This is a genomic window from Pseudomonas tructae (assembly GCF_004214895.1).
GTDB classification, from domain to species: domain Bacteria; phylum Pseudomonadota; class Gammaproteobacteria; order Pseudomonadales; family Pseudomonadaceae; genus Aquipseudomonas; species Aquipseudomonas tructae.
The window spans coordinates 1759854-1779929 of the sequence record NZ_CP035952.1 but is presented as its reverse complement, the minus strand read 5'-3'; the positions used below and the strand labels follow the sequence as shown (position 1 = coordinate 1779929).

Below are 20076 nucleotides of genomic sequence, written 5' to 3'. Positions count from 1 at the left end.
ATAGCAACCTTGGGTAACAGCGAAGGCCGCCAGGGCTGGCGGCACTACAACAAAAGGGAGGTCAGATCGGGTCGTTGCGACGCAGCAGCTCTTCGGGCAGGTGCTCGATGTACTCGTCTTCGGCGGGTGGCATCTGCAGGTGATAGCCCTGCTGCTCAAGGTTTGCCAGGACCTTGGCGATATCCTCGCGGGCCAGCTGGCGTTCCGGGGTGAGCACCAGGTCGAAGGCGTGCACGGGCTTGCCGAAGAACGGCAGCAACGCTTCAGGTACGCGTTCCAGGCCGTCGGCCTTGAGCACATAGAGGTACATTTCGTTCTTGCGCGGGCTCTTGTAGATCGAGCAGATACGTTTCATGGTTGTTCTCCGGCGCCCGCCAGGCAATCGAGCAGCGCCTGCCCCATGCGCTCACGGCGCCAGCCGCGCAGCGATTCGGGGAGTTGATAGGGCCCGTTGGGGTAGCCGCTCTTGAGCAGCAGTTCCAGGGTCTTCTTGCGCAGCATCAGCTCGGGGGCGATGTTCTGGCGCTCGCCCTCGGCCTGGCCGATGGCGCGCAGTTGCTTGAGCAGCGCCGCCGCTTCGATCGGCAGTGGCTCGGGCACCGCTGGCGGCCATTGATCGGCTGGCAGGCTGGCGGCCTGCTTGATCAGGCCGAGCAGGAACTCACCGTCCTGGCGAATGGTACGCGGGTGCATGTCTTCGATTTTGGCCAGCGCCGACAACGAGTCCGGCTGGGTGCGGGCCATGGGCCACAAGGCGTTTTCACGGACGATGCGGTTGCGTGGCAGGTCGCGGGCGCGGGCTTCGCGTTCGCGCCAGGCGCACAGTTCGCGCAGAACTGCCAATTGCGCACGCGACAGTTTCCAGGCCAGCTTGGCCTCGCGATACAGTTCGTACGGATCGGTTTCGCGGCGCAGTTGGGCGACCAGCTCGGCACCGTCTTCGAGCACCCAGGCGTTTTTGTCGTCCGACAACTGCGGACGCAGGCGCTCATAGAGTTCGGCCAGGTGCACGGCGTCTTCGGCAGCGTAGCTGACTTGAGTTTCCGACAGCGGGCGTTGCAACCAGTCAGAGCGGGTTTCACCCTTGGGCAGGTCGATACCGAGCACTTCCTGGACCAGGCGCGAATAGCCCATGGAGAAACCGAGGTTGAGGTAGCCGGCGGCCAGTTGCGTGTCGAACAACGGTGCCGGCAGGCTGCCGGTCAAGCGCGAAAGCACCTCGAGGTCTTCGCTGCAGGCGTGCAACACCTTGATCACTTGGGTGTCTTCAAGCAGTTCGGCCAGTGGCTGCCAGTTGCTAATGCGCAAAGGATCGATCAAGAAGGCACGCACCCCGTCGCCGACCTGGATCAACCCGGCAATCGGATAGAAGGTATCAACCCGCATGAACTCGGTGTCGACTGCCACGAATGGCAGCTTGCGCCACTGCAGGCAGTGTTCGGCCAGGCTGCTATCGTCGCAAATCCAGTGTATTTCGATGGCCACAAGGCTCTCCCACAAACAATGGCGCGCAGTATATACGGCGCAGGCCATCGTCGGGAAACCACTCGACCGCTATCCCTGGCGCCGTGGCTGCAGGTGTGATCAGTGCGCAGCAAGCATCGGTCGGCAGCTGGCGAACAGGTCCAGCTGCGGTTTGTACAGGGCGGTATGCACCTGCAGCAGGCCGAGCATGGAGTGAAACAGGTTGTCCTGGCTCAGCGGCTGGTTGCGATTCTTCTGCAGGCAGTCGCTATCAACGCCGAAGCTGGCCTTGTAGCTGTCGGAAAACCACGCCAGCAACGGCACGTGCTTCTGCTGCTCCGGCGCCAGCATATAGGGCGTGCCGTGCAGGAACAGGTTGTACTCGCCCAGAGATTCGCCATGGTCGGACAGGTACAGCATGGCGGTGTCGACCTTGTCCTGCTTGCTGCGCAGAATATCGATAAGTGAAGCCAGGACATGGTCGGTGTACACTAGGGTGTTGTCGTAGGCATTGACGATACTGTCCTGGCTGCACTGGTTCAGGGCATTGCTGCGGCACACCGGGGTGAAACGCTCGTATTGCTGCGGGTAGCGCTTGTAGTAGTCCGGGCCATGGCTGCCCATCTGATGCAGCACCAGCACGGTGTCCTGTTGCAGGTTGTCGATGAAGCTGTCCAGGCCCTTGAGCAGGATCTCGTCGCGGCATTCGTCATCAGCGCACAGGGCCGGGTCCTTGAGGTTGCTGACGTCTTCGAACAGCACCCGATCGCACGTGCCCTTGCAACCAGACTGATTGTCGCGCCAGCGCACCGCCAGCCCGGCCCGCTGCAGCACATCGAGCAGGCTCTCCTGGTTTTTCGCGGTGCTGGCGTCGTAATCCTTGCGGGTGAAGCCGGAGAACATGCAAGGCACCGACACGGCGGTTTCGGTACCACACGACTGCACGTCGGTGAAGGCGATCAGGCCCTTTTCCTGGCTCAGTTGCGGCGTGGTATCACGCCCGTAGCCCAGTACCCCGAAGTTCGGCGCCCGGGCACTTTCGCCCACCACCAGCACCGTCAGCGACTTGCGCGTACGTTGCTGCCAGGCGATGTCGAGCTTCGCATCCTCGCCGATCTTGCGAAACGGCTTGGCGGCGCTGCCGACCCGCTCCCCCACATAACCCAGAGAGGCACCAACAAAGTTGCTGGGTACCAGCATCAGACGGATTTCATGGTGATTGCGAAACAGCGAGGCCAGGCCCTGGTAGTTCATCAGCGCAACGGCACCCAGCACGACAACGCAGGCTACACTGACGAGTAACTTTCCGAATAACTCGCGGAGCCAGTCACGGTACAGAATCGGCGTTTTATACAACAGCAAAGAAGGCAACACACCTAACACTGCTATGTATAAAAAAAGTTTAATCGAGAGCAGATCGCGCACTTCCGTGGCATTGGTTTCCATCGCATTGCGAAGCATGCCAACGTCAATCATCACACCGTACTGGCTCATGAAGTAAGCCACCGCCGCGCTGACCATGAACAACGTGATCAGCAGCGGCTTGAACAGCCGCCTGAAGGCCAGCAGGGTCAGTACCAGGTTGAACGCACACAGGATCATCAAACCAAAGGCGACGCGCAGCAACAGGCCATGGCCATCCGCCGCAAGTACCGACGCCAGGTGTTGCCACAACAATGAGTTGAAGCCGATCAAGAGGTACAGGCTGGCAATCAACGTGACCCATTCGGCCCGCAGGGGTTTGACCTTGAACATGACGATCCGCTTATTTAAACGTCGGGAACAGTACCGTTGCGGCACTACCTGGAAACAGCCCGAACTTTAAGAAGCAGCTCATCATTTTTTTGTGAAAAAGACGCCAACAAATAGTCGGCTGGCGTCTATTTAATCATCACGTTCAGCGTTTGTTCAGCCAGAAGCGTGTTTAAGTCGGCAGGTGAGCCTTTGAATAGGAATCGCGATCAATATCGATCACCTCGACGCACAGCTGGATGTCCAGCCCCGGCGTGCTCGGCACGGCCTCCTTGAGTACCTCCAGCAGGCTGGCGGACAGCTGGCGTTTGATCTCGGCCGAACGGCCGCCGAGGAGCGCCAGCTTGATGTGGGCGAACGCGCGCGCAACCGATGCCACGCCAACGCGAAAGCTGGCCAGCGCCACGGCACGGCTCTTGATGTCCAGCTCTTCGAACTGGCCGCTGCCGGCCAGGGCATGGTTCAGTCGCAGCAGCAGACGGTCGACATCGAGGTTTTTCAGGTTGTCACTGTATTCCACATGAAGATGAGGCATTGCACGGAAGTCCTTGGCAGGGCAAATGTTGCAACAGACTACCCCAACCCCGAAACCCGGCAAACACGACTATCCTCTAAGTTCATGACTTCTACCCCACAACCCCCGCAGAGGTGAAGAAATGCCGGTCAAGCACGATTTGCTCGCAGACCTGAATCTGACCAAGGAGCAGTTCATCGAGAAGAAGAAAAGCGACCCGCGGCTGAGTCAGCTGCATGAGGAATACAACCGCAAAGACGCCGAAGTCGTTGATGCCGAGAACAGTAGCGCCGCCGACGACACGGTCACCCGGCTGCGCAAGGAACGCCTGAAGATCAAGGACGAAATCGTCGCCCACGTGAAGAGTTAGCCTTGGTGGGAGCGGCGATGCGGCGACCCGACTTGCCCCGCGATTGCGATCTACCTGCCACATCGCATCGCGAGGCAAGCTCGCTCCTACCTACAGGAGCTTCATTCCCGCAGATGCATCCCACGTTCGCGCAGCAGCTTTTGCTTTTCGGCATAAGGCAAGTCACTCAATAGCGGGTACAAACGCTCACCGGACAGTTCTTTCGCCGACATGTGATCAGGTGTCTCGGGCTGGACATTGCGCTCATGCCCCCGCCAGCGCCGGGCTCAACGCCGCAGGCGTATGCCAGGGGATATCAGCCCAGGCGCCGCTACCGGGTTGCAGCAACCGGCCCAGATGCTGGTCGGTGAAGACTTCGCCCAGCGAGTCGACACGAAACGCCGCAACCCACTGCGCGCGCCCCTGCTGCAGGGCCCGGCCGTAATCCTCCCAGCCGTCGAAGCAATCCTGGGCACGCTGGGCATTGAGCAGCAACACGCGCCATGCCTGTTCGGGTTCGAGCCACTCCATCAATAGCGCACAACGCAACAAAAATGCTACCCGCGCACAGGCAAAGGCCATGGCCGCGCGCGGCTCGTCACTGGCTGTCAGGCCTTGCAGATCAAGGCCGAACCATTGCTGTTCGAGGGTAGCACTGAAGTGCGCACGCACCGCGCCATCGTCGGCGTCGCTGCGAATCCCGGCCTGGTGCAGCAAGGCTGTGCGCACAGTCACTTTGGCCTGATCGGTAAAATAGGTACACTCCGGTTTGTAGAAACCCTCGACCTCCATGGCATCGGCCATGGGCTTGGCCAGCAGCAACGACCAGTGCTTGCGCTGGCTGAACAGCGGCCCAGCCCCGCGCGGGCGGAACGCACGCCACAACAACCAGGCTGAAACAACAGCCGCGAAAAGCAAAAACATGCGGTTCTCCTTACCTTGCCCGGGCTTGCCAGGCCTGGATTTCCTCGGCCTGGGGCGGGGCCATGTCTGGCCATGGCACGCCTTCGGTGAGGTACAGCGGATCATCGGGCAAGCGCTCAAGGCGCTTGCTGAAGATATGCCGGGTGGCGTATTTGACCGACACTGCCTGCGGGGCAACCTGCAAGAACTGCTGCGGCTGACGCCCGGCCACCAGCCACTCGACCATGGCCGAAGGCGCCTCAAGACGCTCGTACAACTGCGGATAGCGGGCCACCAGACGGGTCTGGGCGGCAGGGTCGCTGACCTCTTCGATGAGCAGCCAACCTGCTTCGGTGCGCACGATGCCGATGGCGATACAGTCAGCAGGCGTCTGCTGGTCGGTGCCCAGGGCATTCAAACACTGCAGCAGCTCTTGGTAGTAGCGCTCGATCGGCGGACGGTTCTGCTTGCCCTTGACCTGCTCGACAGTCAGGCTGCCATCGGCCTGGACGATCAGGCTAATGGTGATGTGCGGCTGCCCCTGGCTGTCGCGAAAACTGAACACGCGCATGCGCCGCTGCTCCACCGCCTCGGCGTAACGCTCGCCATAGCCACCAGTCAGGGCGCGGCGATCGGCGAACTGGCCCAGGCAGTGGCGCATCACATAGCTTTCAAAGGCCATCTCGGCGCGCAGCAAGGTGCTATCGGGGCGTAGCTCATGCAGCACGTGCTCACTGCCGGTCAGCACCGTGGCCAAGGCCTCGGGCTGGCTCTGACGCCAGCCCTGCTCCACCCGCGCGGCCATCTGCGCGTGTTCCTTGTGCCACAATGCCAGTGCCTGCGGGCAGTTGATCCGGTCAAGCTTGCCGGCCAGCGCAGTGCCCTGGCGCGAGGTGAGAAACTCCACCAGCAAGGCCTCCTGGGCCAGCAATGGCGCCTGCTGCGGGTCGACCCACACCAGGGGTACCAGCACCTGTTGCGACGTTTTACCGACGTCGCTCAAATGCTTGGCCACCCAGGACGGCGGCTCGCCGCCCAACACCTCGAGCGCTTGCTCGAGGGTCAAGATCCGCCGCGCCGGCTCGAAGTTGCCAACCAGATGGCGGTAGAAATGGTTGAGCAACCATTTACTCACCTCTGGCGCATCACCGCGAGCCTTGCTGCGCGCGGCAATACCGAGCTTGAGTTCCTCGGCATTGAGCGCATTGCGCGGGGCGTAGCCAGACTGACGCTGCTGCGGTGTCACTTCCATATCTGCCACCAGGCCTTGGTCGCCGGCTTTTGCGGTGCCTGCAGCTCGGCGATCATTTCGTGGAACACAACATTGTTGCGCTGGTCGACGGCAATATCCGGATTGCTACGCAAGATAGCGCGCTGATAGTAAGCCAAGGCTTCTTCCTTGCGCCCCAAGGCCTTGAGCACATCACCGGCGCACCCGAGCAGCGAACTCTCGTCCCTTTCGTTGACTTGCGATGCGTAACGCTGCCACAGGCCGGTCGCCGGCTCTGGCAGGGTGTAAGCCAGGTACATGGCGACTTTCAGCCGGCAGAACAACGGCGAGTACTCCAGCTCCTTGTCGCTGACGCCCTGCTCGTGCTGCCACTTGAGGATGCGCTCCAACCAGATCAGCATGTCACGGTCGCGATCCAGGCGGTACAGGGCGTGGGTGACGTCCAGCAGGTAGTCTTCCGGATCGTGGCGGCTGTAGCCGTAATCGGCCGAGTAGTGCCAGAGCTGCTCTGCTGCTTCAGCGATACCGGGGTAGTCCTTCTGGCAGATACGCGCACTGAGCACGCCGTGATAATGTTCGGCGAACGGACTGGCGGCGATGCCACTGACGTGCAGCTCAAGGGCCTGATCATACATCTGCTGGTCGTTGTAGCAGCGGTAGTTGATTGCCAGGTTGTTGCACAGCATCGAGTAGAGGTGGGCGCAGCCGTCATACCGGTGCCCGGTACCACTGGCAAAGCACCGCTCCATCTGTGCCCGGCCTTGTTCGTAGGCCGCCCTCTGCTGGAAGCGCAGCAGCGACCAAGCTTCATCCGTAGCGGCCTGATCGAGGCTTTTGACCTGCTCTTCCACCTGATCTTCGATATACCCGGCGTACTCGTAGCAGTACATGCCACTGGCCAGTTGCGGCATAGGCTGCTTGAGGGCATCGAGAATGCCGCAGGCTTTGACGTGAGCGCAGAACACACTGTAAGCACTGCGGCGATCCTGCAGGCCGCCCGTTTTTACCGCGTCCTGCAACATGGCCAGCTCGGTCTTGGCGTCGATCAGCCCGGCATTGCCCTCTCGCACCGCAACCAGGCGGTTGATCCACGGGTGATTCGGTCCACGGCGCTGAGCCTCTTCGCGGGCCTGGTCAAACAGGGTGTCGCGCAGTTCGGGGTTGTCCCTGGCAGCATGCAGCGCTTCAAGTAACGGGCTCAACTGCGGGGTCGACTCGCTGCGCTCGGGCAGGCAGGCAACGAAACGCTCCAGCAGCGCGGCATTGTCACAGGCGCGCATCACGCACAGTGGCCACCATACCGATTGGTCCTCAGCTTCAAGCAAGCGGTCATGAATCCAGAATGGGGTGCCCGACCACATCTGCTCGAGCATTTCATAGACGTCCATGAAGGCCCGCTGCCCGGCCTCATCGATCCGCCCGCTCTCGAGCAGCCAGGGCAGTTCAAATTCAATAAAGTTGTCGGCGCCATCCGAATCCAGGCTGCGGCTTGCCACTTCACAGATCTTCAGGGCTCCGGGCAAGTCGCCCTGGGCTTTGAGCGACCGGGCAGCCAAGCGTGCCAGACGCACCTCCCACTCGCGGCGCCGGGGCAACGACAACTCGGCGATCGCCCGCACCACAGGCTGCTCGAACATCGCCAGACGCAGCGGCACGATCTCGATCAGCGCACCCCCCAACCATAGCCAGTCGTCACGATCGACGTCCTGATCGGGGCCAGCAGTACGCAGGGCGGCAACGGCACTGAGCGCAGCTTCGCGAGCGTCTTCGTCACGCTCGTGAGCCGCCAGAACCTGAGCCCGGCGCCGGTACTGATCAGCATCATCCCAAGCCCGCAGGGCTTGGCGCTCAGGGTTGATCAGGGCGAGGGTGTGGCGCACTTCGATGGCCTTGAGCGCCACCTCGAGGGGGGCGTGCTGCAGATCGTCGAAAATGCGGTAGCGCCGGTATTGCTCGATGTCGAAGTGCAGCCGCTCGTTGCTCAGTTGCTGCAGGGCGTCGAGCGCCTGCAAAAGGCCTTGCTCGTCTTTGAGGTAGTTGTCCAGCCGCAGCTGGTAAACCAGCAGGTTGAGCTTGAGCTCGTTACGCGCGTCCTCAGACGCAGCATCGAGCAGCGCCTGGCCGTCTTCGGCCAGTACCGCCCTGGACGCGTCGGCGTCACCGGCGTTGACCCAGAGCACGTGCAAGCGGTCAATCGACTCCAGCGAGGCTGCCTTGAGCGGCTGGGCGCGCAACTGCGCCAACAGGTACTCATCACCGTGTTCCTGGTGCTCGACCTCGACACGGTCCATGAATTGGTCCAGCTCAATACCAGACAGCACAGTGCTGTTTTGCGTCATTGTGAACTCCCTTTGCGAATGACTGTGCATCGCCCGATGCTACCTGCGCCAGCGCTCTTGAATGAGGCAGCGGGTACCCGCGCACGTCGGCTTTTGACCAGCAACGATGGCGGCAGGGATCGGGCAATGCAGCGAGGTGCTGCACGCTACCAGTTGGCGTTTGAAAATCCAAGCGCGTGTAGAGCAGCCTATGGCGTGGTCAAGGTAACCAGAAAGGTGCCACGGGTAATGGGCTTGCCCGAAGCATCCATCAGCGCATAGCGCTGATGGTAATAACGCCCCGCCGTGCCGCTGTCGGCGACCAGCTTGACGTTGACCGGCGCAAGATCGGGGGCACTCACCGACGCCTGCGGCTCAACCCTGTGCAGATCGACCCGGGTCCCGCGCATTTGCGCCGGGCAATCATCGAGGCTGAGCACTCCGGAGCGCTCTGATGCCATGCAGGGCGCCTCGACAATACTGCCGGTGAAGGTAATCACCCCTTGCGCCACCGGCGTCGCGGCCAGGCAGGCCCCACTGAAAACCAACAACCCTGCAGCGCTAGCAACAGATTTGCCGTTCATGCTGATACTCCTTGGGTAAGGGTGAATTACCTTGAGTATCGACCAGCCTGGAAAATAGATAAGGATTGTCTGATAGGCAAAAACTAAAAAGCCCCCTGGGCTTACACTCAGGGGGCTTGCTCACTCTTGCTCAGCGTATTGCGGACTGATGGTTTTCGATAAGGCCGCTCGATGCCTGAAATACAACCATACCGCCGTGACAATGACCGCAGTTAGCGGCAAGCCGTGGAACAGGATGATCACCTTGGCCGGGGGCCAGATCACATAAAACGGTCCGACCAGCAGCATGCCCACACCGAAGCCCGCCATTTGAATCAGGGTCAACAGGCTGAACAATGGCAAGCGCAACGTGTCGGGCTCACGCTGCGCGCGTGATAACAATGCCACTTCCGCCAACCCGTCACCGACCCCGGCCCATATGACGGCCAGTAGCGCGATCCACAGTTCGGCTTGCTGAAACGTCAAGATAAATCCACTGGACATCAACGCCACCCCAGCCAGGAACAGGCGTTCCATACCTGGGTTGCCACGATTTCTCAGCATCCGACTGGCCACGCGCGCGCCCACGAACTTGCCACACGCCCAAACGGCCAACAGGTAGCCCATGACCGTCTTGGCAACGTCAGGCGAGATGTACTCGGACAACACCGGAAAACCGACGTTATGCGCGGCGCTACCCAGGGTATCGAGCATCGTGACGAGGAGCATGGCGGCCAACACAGGCACGCCGCGCAAGCCCTTGCTCAACTCGCGCCACTCGGCACTCAGTGCCCGGCGTGGCGCGGCGGTTGCGCTGAACAGGGCACGCAATGGCAAGATCAAGCAGGCGGCGATGACATAAGTCGCGATGTTGGCAGCCAGCACCGCGGCGAATCCTCCCGCCGCAATCAGCAACCCCGAGACCAGACTGCCAAAGATGGCGCCTGTAGCCGCAGCCGACGTCAACCATGCATTGGTGGCCACCCTCTGGCTAGGCGCAATCCATGTGGGCAACTGGCTATTGATGCCAATTGCAAACAGCGAGTTCGCCACACCAATGCCAAACGCGACAAAGGGCAGGATCGTCAGTTGATGAGCTGGCAACAAGAACAGCAATGGCAACAACAATAACGCCCTGAAGAAATCCAGGCCTGCCAGCGGACCTCGACCGGTAAAACGTCGGAAGAACATCACCCCGAACACGCTGGCAACGACGCCACCGGTGACTCGACATGCGAGAAATACGCTGACGAAAACCACGCTCTGGCTGAGCCAATAGACATAGGTGGCCAGTGCGACCATATTGAGAAACGCACCGAAATCCGAGGCGCCCCTGGCGAAAATCACCAGGCGCGCATTGCGTCTGGAAAGCACTAGCGCAATGTCTGACATCAGCAGGCACCCCGCTCGGCATCGCTGTGCTCGCGACGCACGCCAAGCACAAGAATATCGCGCCAGGCAGGCGCCTCGGCGGACAGTTGCTGAACGTCCCCGGCCTGGTGATAGGCAATGCGATCTTCGACCACCAGGGTTTCCAGGAAGCGGGTCATGGGCACACTCAACACCCGGCTTTCAGCTTTTTCATTCAAGTAGATATTGGACACGACCGGCGTCGTATTGCACGCGTCGACAAAATGCATGAATACCCAATCCAGCCCATCTTGATGGATACCTGACGTGGTCGGGCTACTGGATTGCCCCTGCGCAATCACGCGAAACTGGTGAATATCGATCGAGTAAGCATGATCGCCCAAGTAGGGCTCGAGTATGGCGATGTCTGCCGCGACGAGCTGCTGCAAGACCGGATGAGCGATAAAAGACGCCTGCGCATAACTCAGCATGTTCACCCCTTTGCGGTAGTTGACCGCATAGGTGACAGGTGATTCGAACGCGGGGTTTGTGTTCATTTCCAGTTGCCGCGAAGGCAGCAGACGATAGCGCAAGATACGCCGTTCGCGGTAGGTGTAGTCCTTGAAGGCCTCATCGCGCACCAGATCCTCCCAGTGCGCACGAAAACTCTCCGCGGCCGCCGGCGGGATATCGATCAACTCCCGAAAATCCGGCACATGGCAATAGTGATGCTGCTGCAGGCTACTCGATATCGGTGAGAGATCCATCATGCGATCCTCCCGACAGATTGTTCGATGACCGGCCGCACCTGCCGCACAAGCGCATCATGCAATACCGAAGCAGCCGCCGCATCCTCGACGTGGGCCCAGCACTTGAGCAAGTAATGCTCTTCGACTTCAGCATCCAGGTAACTACCCGGTGCCTGCTGCGCATATTCCACTATCGACTCATTGCCCTTGAGATAATCCTCCCCTTGGACCCCTCGGAAGTAACCACTGTGCTCGGGGTAGAGAGCCAACATTGCATAATGTTGCGTCGAATCAGCCGCGCGCTGTGCTCGCGCCTGCAGCCCCTCAGCGACGCGTGAGTCGCCCAGCAGCAACGACACATACAACTGATAGGGGTCCACCCCCGCCAGATCACGAAGAGCGGCGTTGACGTACAGGCCTCCTAGGCGCGAGTTGATTTCGATGACCACAGGTCCGGCTTCGGTCAGACGAAACTCCAGGTGGACGATGGCGTTGGTCATGCCTATGGCCTGCAGACAATCCTTGGCGTACTGGCGAATATGCGCGCACTGTTGTTCGCTGAAAGAGGTCGGTGGCGTGATGAGCAGATTTTCCAGGATCGTCCCGCTGCGCGCCGTCAACAACAACTTTTCGTTGATCAACACGGGGTGGACCCGGTCGCCGACGATCACGCACTCCACCGTGCCCTCGACCCCCTCGATATAGCCTTCCAGCAAGATGCTCCGGCCGGGAATGTACTCCAGCGCGGCGCCCTCCTCGTCATGGAGCATATGGGCATAACCGTAGAAGTCAGCACAGCCAGAGGTATCGTGTTGCGCGAGATACTGCTGATAGTGGGCACGCAACTCGGCCCAATCAGCACATTTCTTGATAAACGCCGAGGCGCCGCCGAAAGCCGGTTTGGCAATCAGCGGGTAACCCACGCGGGCGGCACCGGCCGCCAGCATTTGCTCGTTGTTGCACAGCGCAAAAGGGACGGAGCGCAATTGCTTGTTCTGTAGCACCTGGCGCATCAGGAACTTGTTATTGCATGCCGCTATAGCGTCGGGGTTGGAATAGACCAAACCCAAGGTCTGCGAGGCGCGAGCAACAATACAGCCCACGTCGCCTCGTGCGGAAGCATGCCCGGCGTAACAAAAAATCGCGCGAACCGTGTATCGATCGCCCAGCGAGCCTACCAAGTTGACGATGGCCGCTTCGCTTAAATCCGCCAGCAAAAAATACTCACCGCCTTGATACTCAAGGCGCTGAAGATGATCACGCCCCGACACACCGGCAGTTAAACACGTAAGGCCCAGCGCACGCGCCGCGGCGAAATGAGGGTCACGATACTGATAGCGAATAGAAGGCCCGTCATCGATATCAATGAAAAGAATGGCATCTTGCTTCATGGTTAGTCACCGCCTGGTAGATGAAAGTTACACGTCATGCCAGCGGCACCATTGCCCCTGCCAGTTCTTGAACGTGTAATAGCGCTGGCCGTCGGAAACCTCAAAACGAGGAAGATCCTCAGGGCGCTCAACATCAACCAGCGGCACGGTAAACTTCCCCTGCGCGTGCGGAAGTACATACTCAGGCAACGCAATATTGGAGACACGGCGCTTGAGCCGGTCCATGATGGCAATCGCCTCTTTAATGGATGCCTTGTACTCGGAGGCGCCCGGCGAAAACGGCATGAAATGATAAAGATAGTAGGGCTTTACCCCCATGCGGTACAACTCGATGAACAAGGTACGCAGTGTGTCTTCATTATCATTGACGCCACGCAACAATGGCATATTGGAAAACACAATAGGCACGGCACTGCGAATTTTCGCAACCGCCTCCTTGAAGTCCGCGCTGAGTTCCAGCGGATGACAGACATGCACACCAAAGGCGTTGACCTTATACTTGGCCAGCATGGCCACCAACTCATCAGTGACCCGAAATGGATTGAAACTCAATGCCCTTGAATGCACACGAATCAGCAAGTCATCCCTGATCGCGCGTAACGCCGCCAGATTTTCCTCAAGTTTGCGATCCGCGAGCATCAGCGGGTCGCCGCCACTGAGAATGACCTCCTCGATCGCCGGGTTATTACGGATGTACTCCAGGGAGTCCAGGAATGAGTGAGTGTTGGCGTTGGCCTTGTCCGAACTCACTTGCAAGGTACGCAGGGCTTCGAAACAAAACTGGCAATAGGCATTGCAGGTATTGGTCATCCGCAGGATGACGCGATTATCATATTTATGCTGGCAAATGGGCGTTTTCATCTCATGATGCAACTCCCAGTTCTCCGACGCACCATCGTATCCGCCAACTGCATTGTCGTCCCAATAAGGAACGACCTGCCGCCACAAAGGATGCTCGGTGATGGGGGTATCATCCAGCGACTTTTTAATCAATTCAATATAGTAAGGCGTTACTTGCATCTTGCGACTTTGCAGATTGTGCTCGATGCGCGTCGTCACCTCTGCCTGCCAACCGCCACAGCGCTCTCGAAGTGTCAATTCATCACGTATCGCATTCTTCTGTTGCCAGCGCCAATCACTCCAATTGCCAACGGGGTAAATAGTGTTTTCGAAGACGGACATCCCTGAAGCCTCCAGTGAAATAACCATGAGCGTCATGTTCCCGGCAGGCAGGCTTGCGTGGGCAGCGCTTACGAACGCCCCCCTGCCGCGCATGACTTTAGGTGTTTTAGCTAACGCTATGGATGGACCCCGACGATCGCATGGCGGTATTCCCTATACCGAGCGCGATAGTGTTTTCAACGTATCAGGGTCGTCACCACGAACCGACAGGCTGGTCTAACCGGCCCGGCACTGACTAAACGGCAATATATTCTTTTTTTAACATCCACTCATCGTTGAACATTTTCCCAAGGTAGCGCGTTCCGTGATCGTGAAATATCACAACCACGACATCTTCTTCAGTAAGTTGGTCGGCCATCTGCACCAACCCCGCCAGCGCGGCCCCCGCCGAGTTGCCGACAAAAATACCTTCTTGCCGCGAGATTTCGCGCGTCATCAGTGCCGCATCCTTGTCCGTCACCTTTTCGAAATGATCAATGATCGAAAAGTCGACATTCTCGGGTAGAAAATCCTCGCCTATGCCTTCGGTCACATAAGGGAAGATCTCCTCTTTGTCAAAAACTCCGGTGTCCTTGTACTTCTTGAATACCGAACCATAGGTGTCGATACCCCACACTTTCAAGTGTGGGTTTTTTTCTTTCAGGTAACGCCCGGTGCCACTGATCGTTCCACCCGTGCCAACGCCAACCACCAAGTGCGTGACTCGACCGTTGGTTTGCTGGAAAATTTCTGGCCCCGTTGTTTCATAATGGGCAAGCGCGTTACTGGGGTTGTCGTACTGGTTCGGTTTCCAAGAGTTCGGAATTTCCTGCTCAAGTCGTGAAGAGACCGAATAGTAGGAGCGTGGGTCATCTGGCTCGACATCCGTCGGGCAAACGATAACTTCGGCACCCAGCGCCCTCAAGGCATCAACCTTTTCTCGCGACTGCTTGTCGGTGGTGGTGAAAATACACCGGTATCCCTTGATCACCGAGGCAATCGCCAGGCCCATGCCAGTATTCCCGCTCGTCCCCTCGATAATAGTGCCCCCTGGTTTCAACAAACCCGCTTTTTCCGCGTCCTCGATCATCCGCAAGGCCATTCGATCCTTGATCGAGTTCCCAGGGTTGAACGTCTCCACTTTTGCCAGCACCGTGGCAGGAATGTGGCTGACGATCTTGTTGAGTTTCACCATGGGCGTATTGCCAATGGTCTCGAGAATATTCTGCTTCCACATATGCCTTTCCTTTTGCCTGTGTGTCCTGAGAGCGGATGACTTGAAACGACAACTCATTGCCTGCAGCCCCATCCCACTGCAAGCACAACACCTCCATCACGGGAATGGCCGCCTCACCGTCTATGTACCCAAGTTCTCGTCTTGGCAGACAGCCCTTCAATGGCCACCGGAAAAAATCAACCTGCGGCCTAGAAGCAACTGCACGATGCCATAGCCGATATAAATAGCTGACGTGGTGATAAAGGCAGCCAATAGCGTCATTGTTGCAAAAATGGCTGACAAGCCGAGGATGGCCAGTGCACTGGTCCCCATTATGAACATGCCCTGAATACCAAGAATCCGCCCCGAGGCGCCGACCTCGCTGACAATACCTTGCATCAGATTCCTGAACCCCAGCGCAGAGGCAGTAAAGAGCAAGTTGAAGAGGATTGCCGATAAAGACGCCAGCACAGCAGCCATTGCCAACGCGCCTGACTGGGCAACATGTACAGCGACAGGCATCAATGCCGTTGCCAGTGTGCCGGCGAATGCCAAGGGAAAGAAAAACTTGTACCTCTGCCACTGCGACACGGCTCCGGAAGATGCCCGCCAGTATTTATGCATTGCCCAGGCCGAAATGATGGATCCCACTTTTCCGACGGCGATCAGCAAGGCCGTATAGAAGGCGCCCTTCGCCAGATCCCCTGGCGCCAGGACCTTCAACGCAAAGGTGGCCAGCACGATGAGCAGCATCGAGTCTTCGATGGCGCGCTCAGCTGAATTCAGCAGAATCCGCCATCGAATGCGCTTTACTTGCCACGTAAGCTGCAAACCCGACCTCAGCCCCGCGTAGATGTCAGCGATTTCAGAAAGCGCCGAAGCTCCAACCACTCTTGGCGGCAACACAGGGTCCGACGGTATGTAGCGCAGATAGAAAAAGGCACCGACCAGGGCAGGCAACAAGAACCCCAGAGCCATGACGATTACCAGCGCATCGGCAGCAGAATTCAGGACACTGGCCATGACCAGCCCCAAAGTCGCCATCAAGGGCGCCATGATGACTCGCCCCACCGAAGCAAACCCTTCGTATATCGAGTTATAGCGATTGCGCAGATCGTCATCGACCGGGAAATCATATTGCTGCCCCAGAAGATCCAGACCGCCTTCATCAATATCCACCAACGAGACGATAGAGACCACCACGCCATCGATGAGCATCAGCGCCAGGAACAGCAACAACAGCGGCGCCGCCGACGGCAGTACGAGATAGCCAAAAGGCAAAATCACGGCCCATATCAAGGCACGCAAGGCAAACCCGCCAACCAGTATGGTTCTCACCGCGATACGCTCAGCCAATACACCGGCTATCGGCTGAAACAGCGCCACAGCCGCCGAGTAGACGGAGCGGCCCTGTCCCATGCCGCCAACCCCCGCCAGCGCAGCGGCCACAGGGGAAAACAGCGAATAGTAGATCGCAAAATTCGCGATGACCGCCAACTGCCCGAAGAGATACCCACGCAGTATCCGTTCACGCCTGTCCAGTCGATCAAGCTCAGGCCCACGACTTGCAGCTCGGTCAAGCAAGTCGCCGCCGGCCCCCCTACTCAAGGCCAACAAGCCCGCCGGGTCGGCGGGCTCCTCGTTGCTCACGTGGTTCACTGAGCAAACTCCTCGCAAGCCTGCACTCGAGGCATGACCTTGGTTGATGGCGGCGCGTCACGCACTTCAGGGGCGAGCAGGTTGAGCACCTCCACCTTTTCCTGAGCGTACGCGCCGGTCTGCTCCAGCAACGTGCCATCTGCCTGACGAATACCGATACGAATCGTGTCTATGGCAGCGAGTACAGCGTCCTGAGCCTGCTCATGGGTGTCCCCAACAGCTGCCACCCAGCCGAAAAAGTCATCGGGCAGCAGTTGCACATCCTCGCCGGCTTTCTTGAACCTGACGACACTATCAACCCCAGGTGCCTCGCGCGCCTCATCCAGCCCGTCCAATCGCTCGATCCTACCTGTGGCACCCGGAACCAGGTAGCGCACATCACCCACTCGCTGTGGTTGCGTGTAACCAACAACATCGAGCCCCAGGACAGAGCGAATACCCTGCTCTACAAGGTTGACCCCCGTGACAGCCTTGATCAGGCGCCAGATGAATGCCCCGCCCATTCTCGCATTGACCTCGAGCACCCGCGGCCCATCTGCGGTAGCCATCATCTCCACGTGCATGTTTGCGGTCGTGAGCCCTAGCGCCTGCACGGCCTTGCCAGCCGCCTCGACCAGCGCCTCTTGCCAGGCGGGTGATAATTGCGACGGATAGGATGCCCCCTTCTCCACCGGATACGGGATATCCGTCGGGGGGTTGTCGGAAACATGCCAGAACTTGACCGATCCGTTTTCCAATACCAGCTCAACGTCGACCTCATGTCCTTCGAGCTGTCGCTCCATCATGATGCCCGGGTGCTGGTCGAGCAGAAACACACCGGCGTCCGGACGTGAAGCGAACTCACGCAAACCGAGATCGATTTCCTGATAAACCTCGGCGACTCTCTGCACGCTATCGATATTGATGACAACCAGCGCCGATCCGCCTCCATGGATCGGTTTCATTACAAATTTACCGCCCCCCATCTCATGGTAGGCAGCGACCGCCTCGTCCATCGACTTGACCACCCTATAGGGCGTGGCAATATCCGGAAATTTCGAGAGTATTTCGCGCGCTGTCGATTTGGTATGGGCGGCCGCGACCGAGGCCCCGCTGTTTCCGCACGCACGAAAAGCGTCGACCATCATGCCAGCAAGCTCGGCGTATGGATTCAGGAAGGTGATGACTGCGTCGACCTTGCCCTGCGTCGCTTGCCTGACACTTTCGACGATCGCACGCGTCGTTTCGGGCTGATGGTTGTCGATGGGCGCACCGATGAAGTGGCTGTCGGCAATCACATTTTTTGAAATGAATCGCGCTTCGACGTTATCGAGCAATATCAGCTCGAGGCCCAAGGCTTCTGCGGTTTTTACAGACTCGTCAAGAATGAAGGGGCGTACTTGCGAAGTACCAATCAACAGCAGCCGCTTTTTTGTCAGGTGCGACGCCGGCACACCGTTATTTTTCTCAGGCATAAATATTCTCCATACTTCCGTGATCCACTTCCAAGAAGCGCTCTTCCTCAACCGCATAGGAAAAACAAATAATTTTCCTCAGGTCACTGGACATCAGCGGCGAGACCCGGTGCATGACTCTTTTCCCTAGCAAAACATAGGCAAAGCCAGGCGCCAACTGCAGACGATTAACCGTCAGCGTATTCAAATAATGCTCAACCTTGGCAGACTTTTTATCCCAGTGGGTGCCGTCCACATACTCCACCTGTGCGCCGTTATGTGCTTGGGGTGCCTCAAGCACAAGCACCAGCGAGTAGGTATAGTCATCCCAGTGCCAACCATGAGTATCGCCCACCTCGTTCATTCTATTAACCACGATTTGCTCAGGCTCATAGGGACAGGCAATGACACTGTTGTTCGCCAACAATTCAAGAAATCGCAACAGGTTGTCATCCGAATAGAACCCAGCAATAAGCGGCGCATGCTCAAACACATCATTTCGCCCGACACTTACATACTTTCTCGGGGTATTCCCTGTCGACTCGACCAGAACATTCACTCGCCGCCCATAGGTGTCCAACAACCCGTCGGCTTCCAACGCAAGACGTTGCCTAACGTCTTCGGGCAGGAAACCATCCAGGCACACCACACCTTCAGTGGCCAATGTATGCTGTAACACATCCATGTTCCGACCAGACAACAGCTGCTCCCAGGCAATCACGCCGGAAACTTGATGATTCGTGGTTTCCACGTTCAGATCCGTCCTTGTTTGATGAGGTCTATTTGACCAACGCAATCCTTTGACCCGCTTTCAAAACCAGCCCTCTTGATCCCACCTCGATACCTGTATTGCCAGTATCAATAGTAAACTCATGAATGACGCCCGGTTGGAAGAGCAAGCAGATACTACTGCCGCCATAGCTGAAGTATCCCAGTTCATCCCCCTTGCCAATCAACTGGCCGGGATAGGCATTGACGGTGATCGACGATATTTCTGAAATACCCACGGCGATCAAGCAGACCACGCCAATACGCGGATCGGGACTTTCGATGAATACCAGACTGCGAGTATTGACACACGCCATGTATGCCTGGGAATACGTACCAGCGGTCAGGTCCTCGCCCATGGACTCGGCATTGCTGAACATCAGCCCCTCGATGGTTTCAACCTTGCGCACAACGCCTGAAATGGGGGATTTGAAGCGATGATAGTTGCGCCCATCGAGGAAGCTCTGATAGACCGTACCGCCCTCGAACAGACGATAAGCCAAGTCTCCACCCAGCATATCCTTTAAAGAATAGGGCTGGCTCTTGATCCAGAAGCGATCGGCAGGCTTGGCATCCATGACCACCTTGTACAGCGTGCCGTCGTTTGGCGAGACGATCACCTGGTTATTGTCAGGCTCTGCAATTGGGCGACAAGCGGGTTTTATTTGGCGGTGAAAGAAGGCATTGAACGACTCAAACCCCCAGTGTGGCGCATGCTCGTCCGGAATTTCATATTCCTGCAAGTTGTTGCGCTCACACGAAGACGGTGAAAGCCAACCATCCTCAGCGGTGTGCAGAACGTTTCTGGATTGCGGGGAGTCCAGGTACAAACACCAACTCTTGAGTATGTCCCTGATGCAGCTATTAAATGACTCAATCCGAAACACCGCTTGTCCCGCCGTCGTCATCATCATGTAGACAAACAATGTTGAGACAGGGAAAAAATTTGTCCGCTGCGGGTCAGGATTGTAATGGGGGGCGCGGGTCGAAATGAGTTGCAAGGCGTTCAGCAAGCCTGGGAGGGTCGAAACAACCTGGCGCTCCGCAGGTACTTGTTGAATCATCTCCTGCACATACATCCGCACGATGGGATCGCGTTTCAACAGGTCTTCCAAAGCCCTGACAGGGCCAGACAAGTGCAAGCGGTCCGCGCCTGCGAGCGCAACCTCATCTTTTATATCATCGAGAAAGTCATCCACTTGACGTCGAACATGCGGCAAGTAACCGGGTATAACTGCAACAGTATCAGTCATCG

Annotated in this window: 18 protein-coding genes; 1 reads left to right on the top strand and 17 read right to left on the bottom strand. The window is 58.2% G+C overall.

Features of this window, described 5'->3' with window-relative positions; translation table 11 throughout:
* Positions 1-61: 61 nt before the first annotated feature.
* The 4 genes from EXN22_RS08205 to EXN22_RS08190 form a co-directional block, all read right to left on the bottom strand.
* The gene (locus tag EXN22_RS08205) at positions 62-355 is read right to left on the bottom strand and encodes a YcgL domain-containing protein (RefSeq protein WP_130263585.1); all 294 of its coding nucleotides are present in this window, start codon (positions 353-355) and stop codon (positions 62-64) included.
* The gene (rnd, locus tag EXN22_RS08200; protein ID WP_130263584.1) at positions 352-1485 is read right to left on the bottom strand and encodes a ribonuclease D; all 1134 of its coding nucleotides are present in this window, start codon (positions 1483-1485) and stop codon (positions 352-354) included. Before rnd ends, EXN22_RS08205 begins: the two co-directional genes overlap by 4 nt.
* Positions 1486-1584: 99 nt before the next feature.
* On the bottom strand, positions 1585-3219 hold the full coding sequence (locus EXN22_RS08195; RefSeq protein WP_130263583.1) for a phosphoethanolamine transferase: 1635 nt from the start codon (positions 3217-3219) through the stop codon (positions 1585-1587).
* A gap of 169 nt (positions 3220-3388) precedes the next feature.
* Positions 3389-3751, bottom strand: a complete 363-nt coding sequence (locus EXN22_RS08190; RefSeq protein ID WP_130263582.1) for a 5-carboxymethyl-2-hydroxymuconate Delta-isomerase — start codon at positions 3749-3751, stop codon at positions 3389-3391.
* A 121-nt stretch (positions 3752-3872) separates the two neighbouring features.
* Here EXN22_RS08190 and EXN22_RS08185 point away from each other — a divergent pair, with 121 nt between their 5' ends.
* Entirely contained in the window at positions 3873-4100 is a 228-nt protein-coding gene (locus EXN22_RS08185; protein WP_130263581.1) for a YdcH family protein, read from the top strand.
* A gap of 243 nt (positions 4101-4343) precedes the next feature.
* Here EXN22_RS08185 and EXN22_RS08180 read toward each other — a convergent pair whose 3' ends face one another.
* From EXN22_RS08180 to EXN22_RS08120, 13 genes are all read right to left on the bottom strand, one after another.
* Entirely contained in the window at positions 4344-5003 is a 660-nt protein-coding gene (locus EXN22_RS08180; protein WP_130263580.1) for a DUF1266 domain-containing protein, read from the bottom strand.
* Positions 5004-5013: 10 nt separating this feature from the next.
* Complete coding sequence (locus EXN22_RS08175; RefSeq protein ID WP_130263579.1) at positions 5014-6234, bottom strand: hypothetical protein; 1221 nt, start codon at positions 6232-6234, stop codon at positions 5014-5016.
* Positions 6225-8552, bottom strand: a complete 2328-nt coding sequence (locus tag EXN22_RS08170) for a coiled-coil domain-containing protein (protein WP_130263578.1) — start codon at positions 8550-8552, stop codon at positions 6225-6227. Before EXN22_RS08170 ends, EXN22_RS08175 begins: the two co-directional genes overlap by 10 nt.
* 188 nt (positions 8553-8740) lie before the next feature.
* Positions 8741-9115: a type 1 fimbrial protein gene (locus tag EXN22_RS08165; RefSeq protein ID WP_130263577.1), complete on the bottom strand. Its 375-nt coding sequence runs from the start codon at positions 9113-9115 to the stop codon at positions 8741-8743.
* Between the two features lie 120 nt (positions 9116-9235).
* The gene (locus EXN22_RS08160; RefSeq protein ID WP_130263576.1) at positions 9236-10486 is read right to left on the bottom strand and encodes an MFS transporter; all 1251 of its coding nucleotides are present in this window, start codon (positions 10484-10486) and stop codon (positions 9236-9238) included.
* Positions 10486-11214, bottom strand: a complete 729-nt coding sequence (locus EXN22_RS08155) for a 2OG-Fe dioxygenase family protein (RefSeq protein ID WP_233281693.1) — start codon at positions 11212-11214, stop codon at positions 10486-10488. Before EXN22_RS08155 ends, EXN22_RS08160 begins: the two co-directional genes overlap by 1 nt.
* Positions 11211-12584: an ATP-grasp domain-containing protein gene (locus tag EXN22_RS08150; RefSeq protein WP_130263575.1), complete on the bottom strand. Its 1374-nt coding sequence runs from the start codon at positions 12582-12584 to the stop codon at positions 11211-11213. The genes EXN22_RS08155 and EXN22_RS08150 overlap by 4 nt, the downstream gene beginning before the upstream one ends.
* 27 nt (positions 12585-12611) lie before the next feature.
* Complete coding sequence (locus tag EXN22_RS08145) at positions 12612-13766, bottom strand: KamA family radical SAM protein (protein WP_130263574.1); 1155 nt, start codon at positions 13764-13766, stop codon at positions 12612-12614.
* A gap of 235 nt (positions 13767-14001) precedes the next feature.
* Complete coding sequence (locus tag EXN22_RS08140) at positions 14002-14982, bottom strand: PLP-dependent cysteine synthase family protein (RefSeq protein ID WP_130263573.1); 981 nt, start codon at positions 14980-14982, stop codon at positions 14002-14004.
* A gap of 156 nt (positions 14983-15138) precedes the next feature.
* Positions 15139-16620: a hypothetical protein gene (locus EXN22_RS08135; RefSeq protein WP_130263572.1), complete on the bottom strand. Its 1482-nt coding sequence runs from the start codon at positions 16618-16620 to the stop codon at positions 15139-15141.
* Positions 16617-18074: an ATP-grasp domain-containing protein gene (locus EXN22_RS08130; RefSeq protein ID WP_130263571.1), complete on the bottom strand. Its 1458-nt coding sequence runs from the start codon at positions 18072-18074 to the stop codon at positions 16617-16619. Before EXN22_RS08130 ends, EXN22_RS08135 begins: the two co-directional genes overlap by 4 nt.
* The gene (locus EXN22_RS08125) at positions 18067-18804 is read right to left on the bottom strand and encodes a HalD/BesD family halogenase (protein ID WP_177414009.1); all 738 of its coding nucleotides are present in this window, start codon (positions 18802-18804) and stop codon (positions 18067-18069) included. The genes EXN22_RS08130 and EXN22_RS08125 overlap by 8 nt, the downstream gene beginning before the upstream one ends.
* Positions 18805-18832: 28 nt before the next feature.
* On the bottom strand, positions 18833-20074 hold the full coding sequence (locus EXN22_RS08120; RefSeq protein ID WP_130263570.1) for a phosphatidylserine decarboxylase family protein: 1242 nt from the start codon (positions 20072-20074) through the stop codon (positions 18833-18835).
* Positions 20075-20076: the final 2 nt, after the last annotated feature.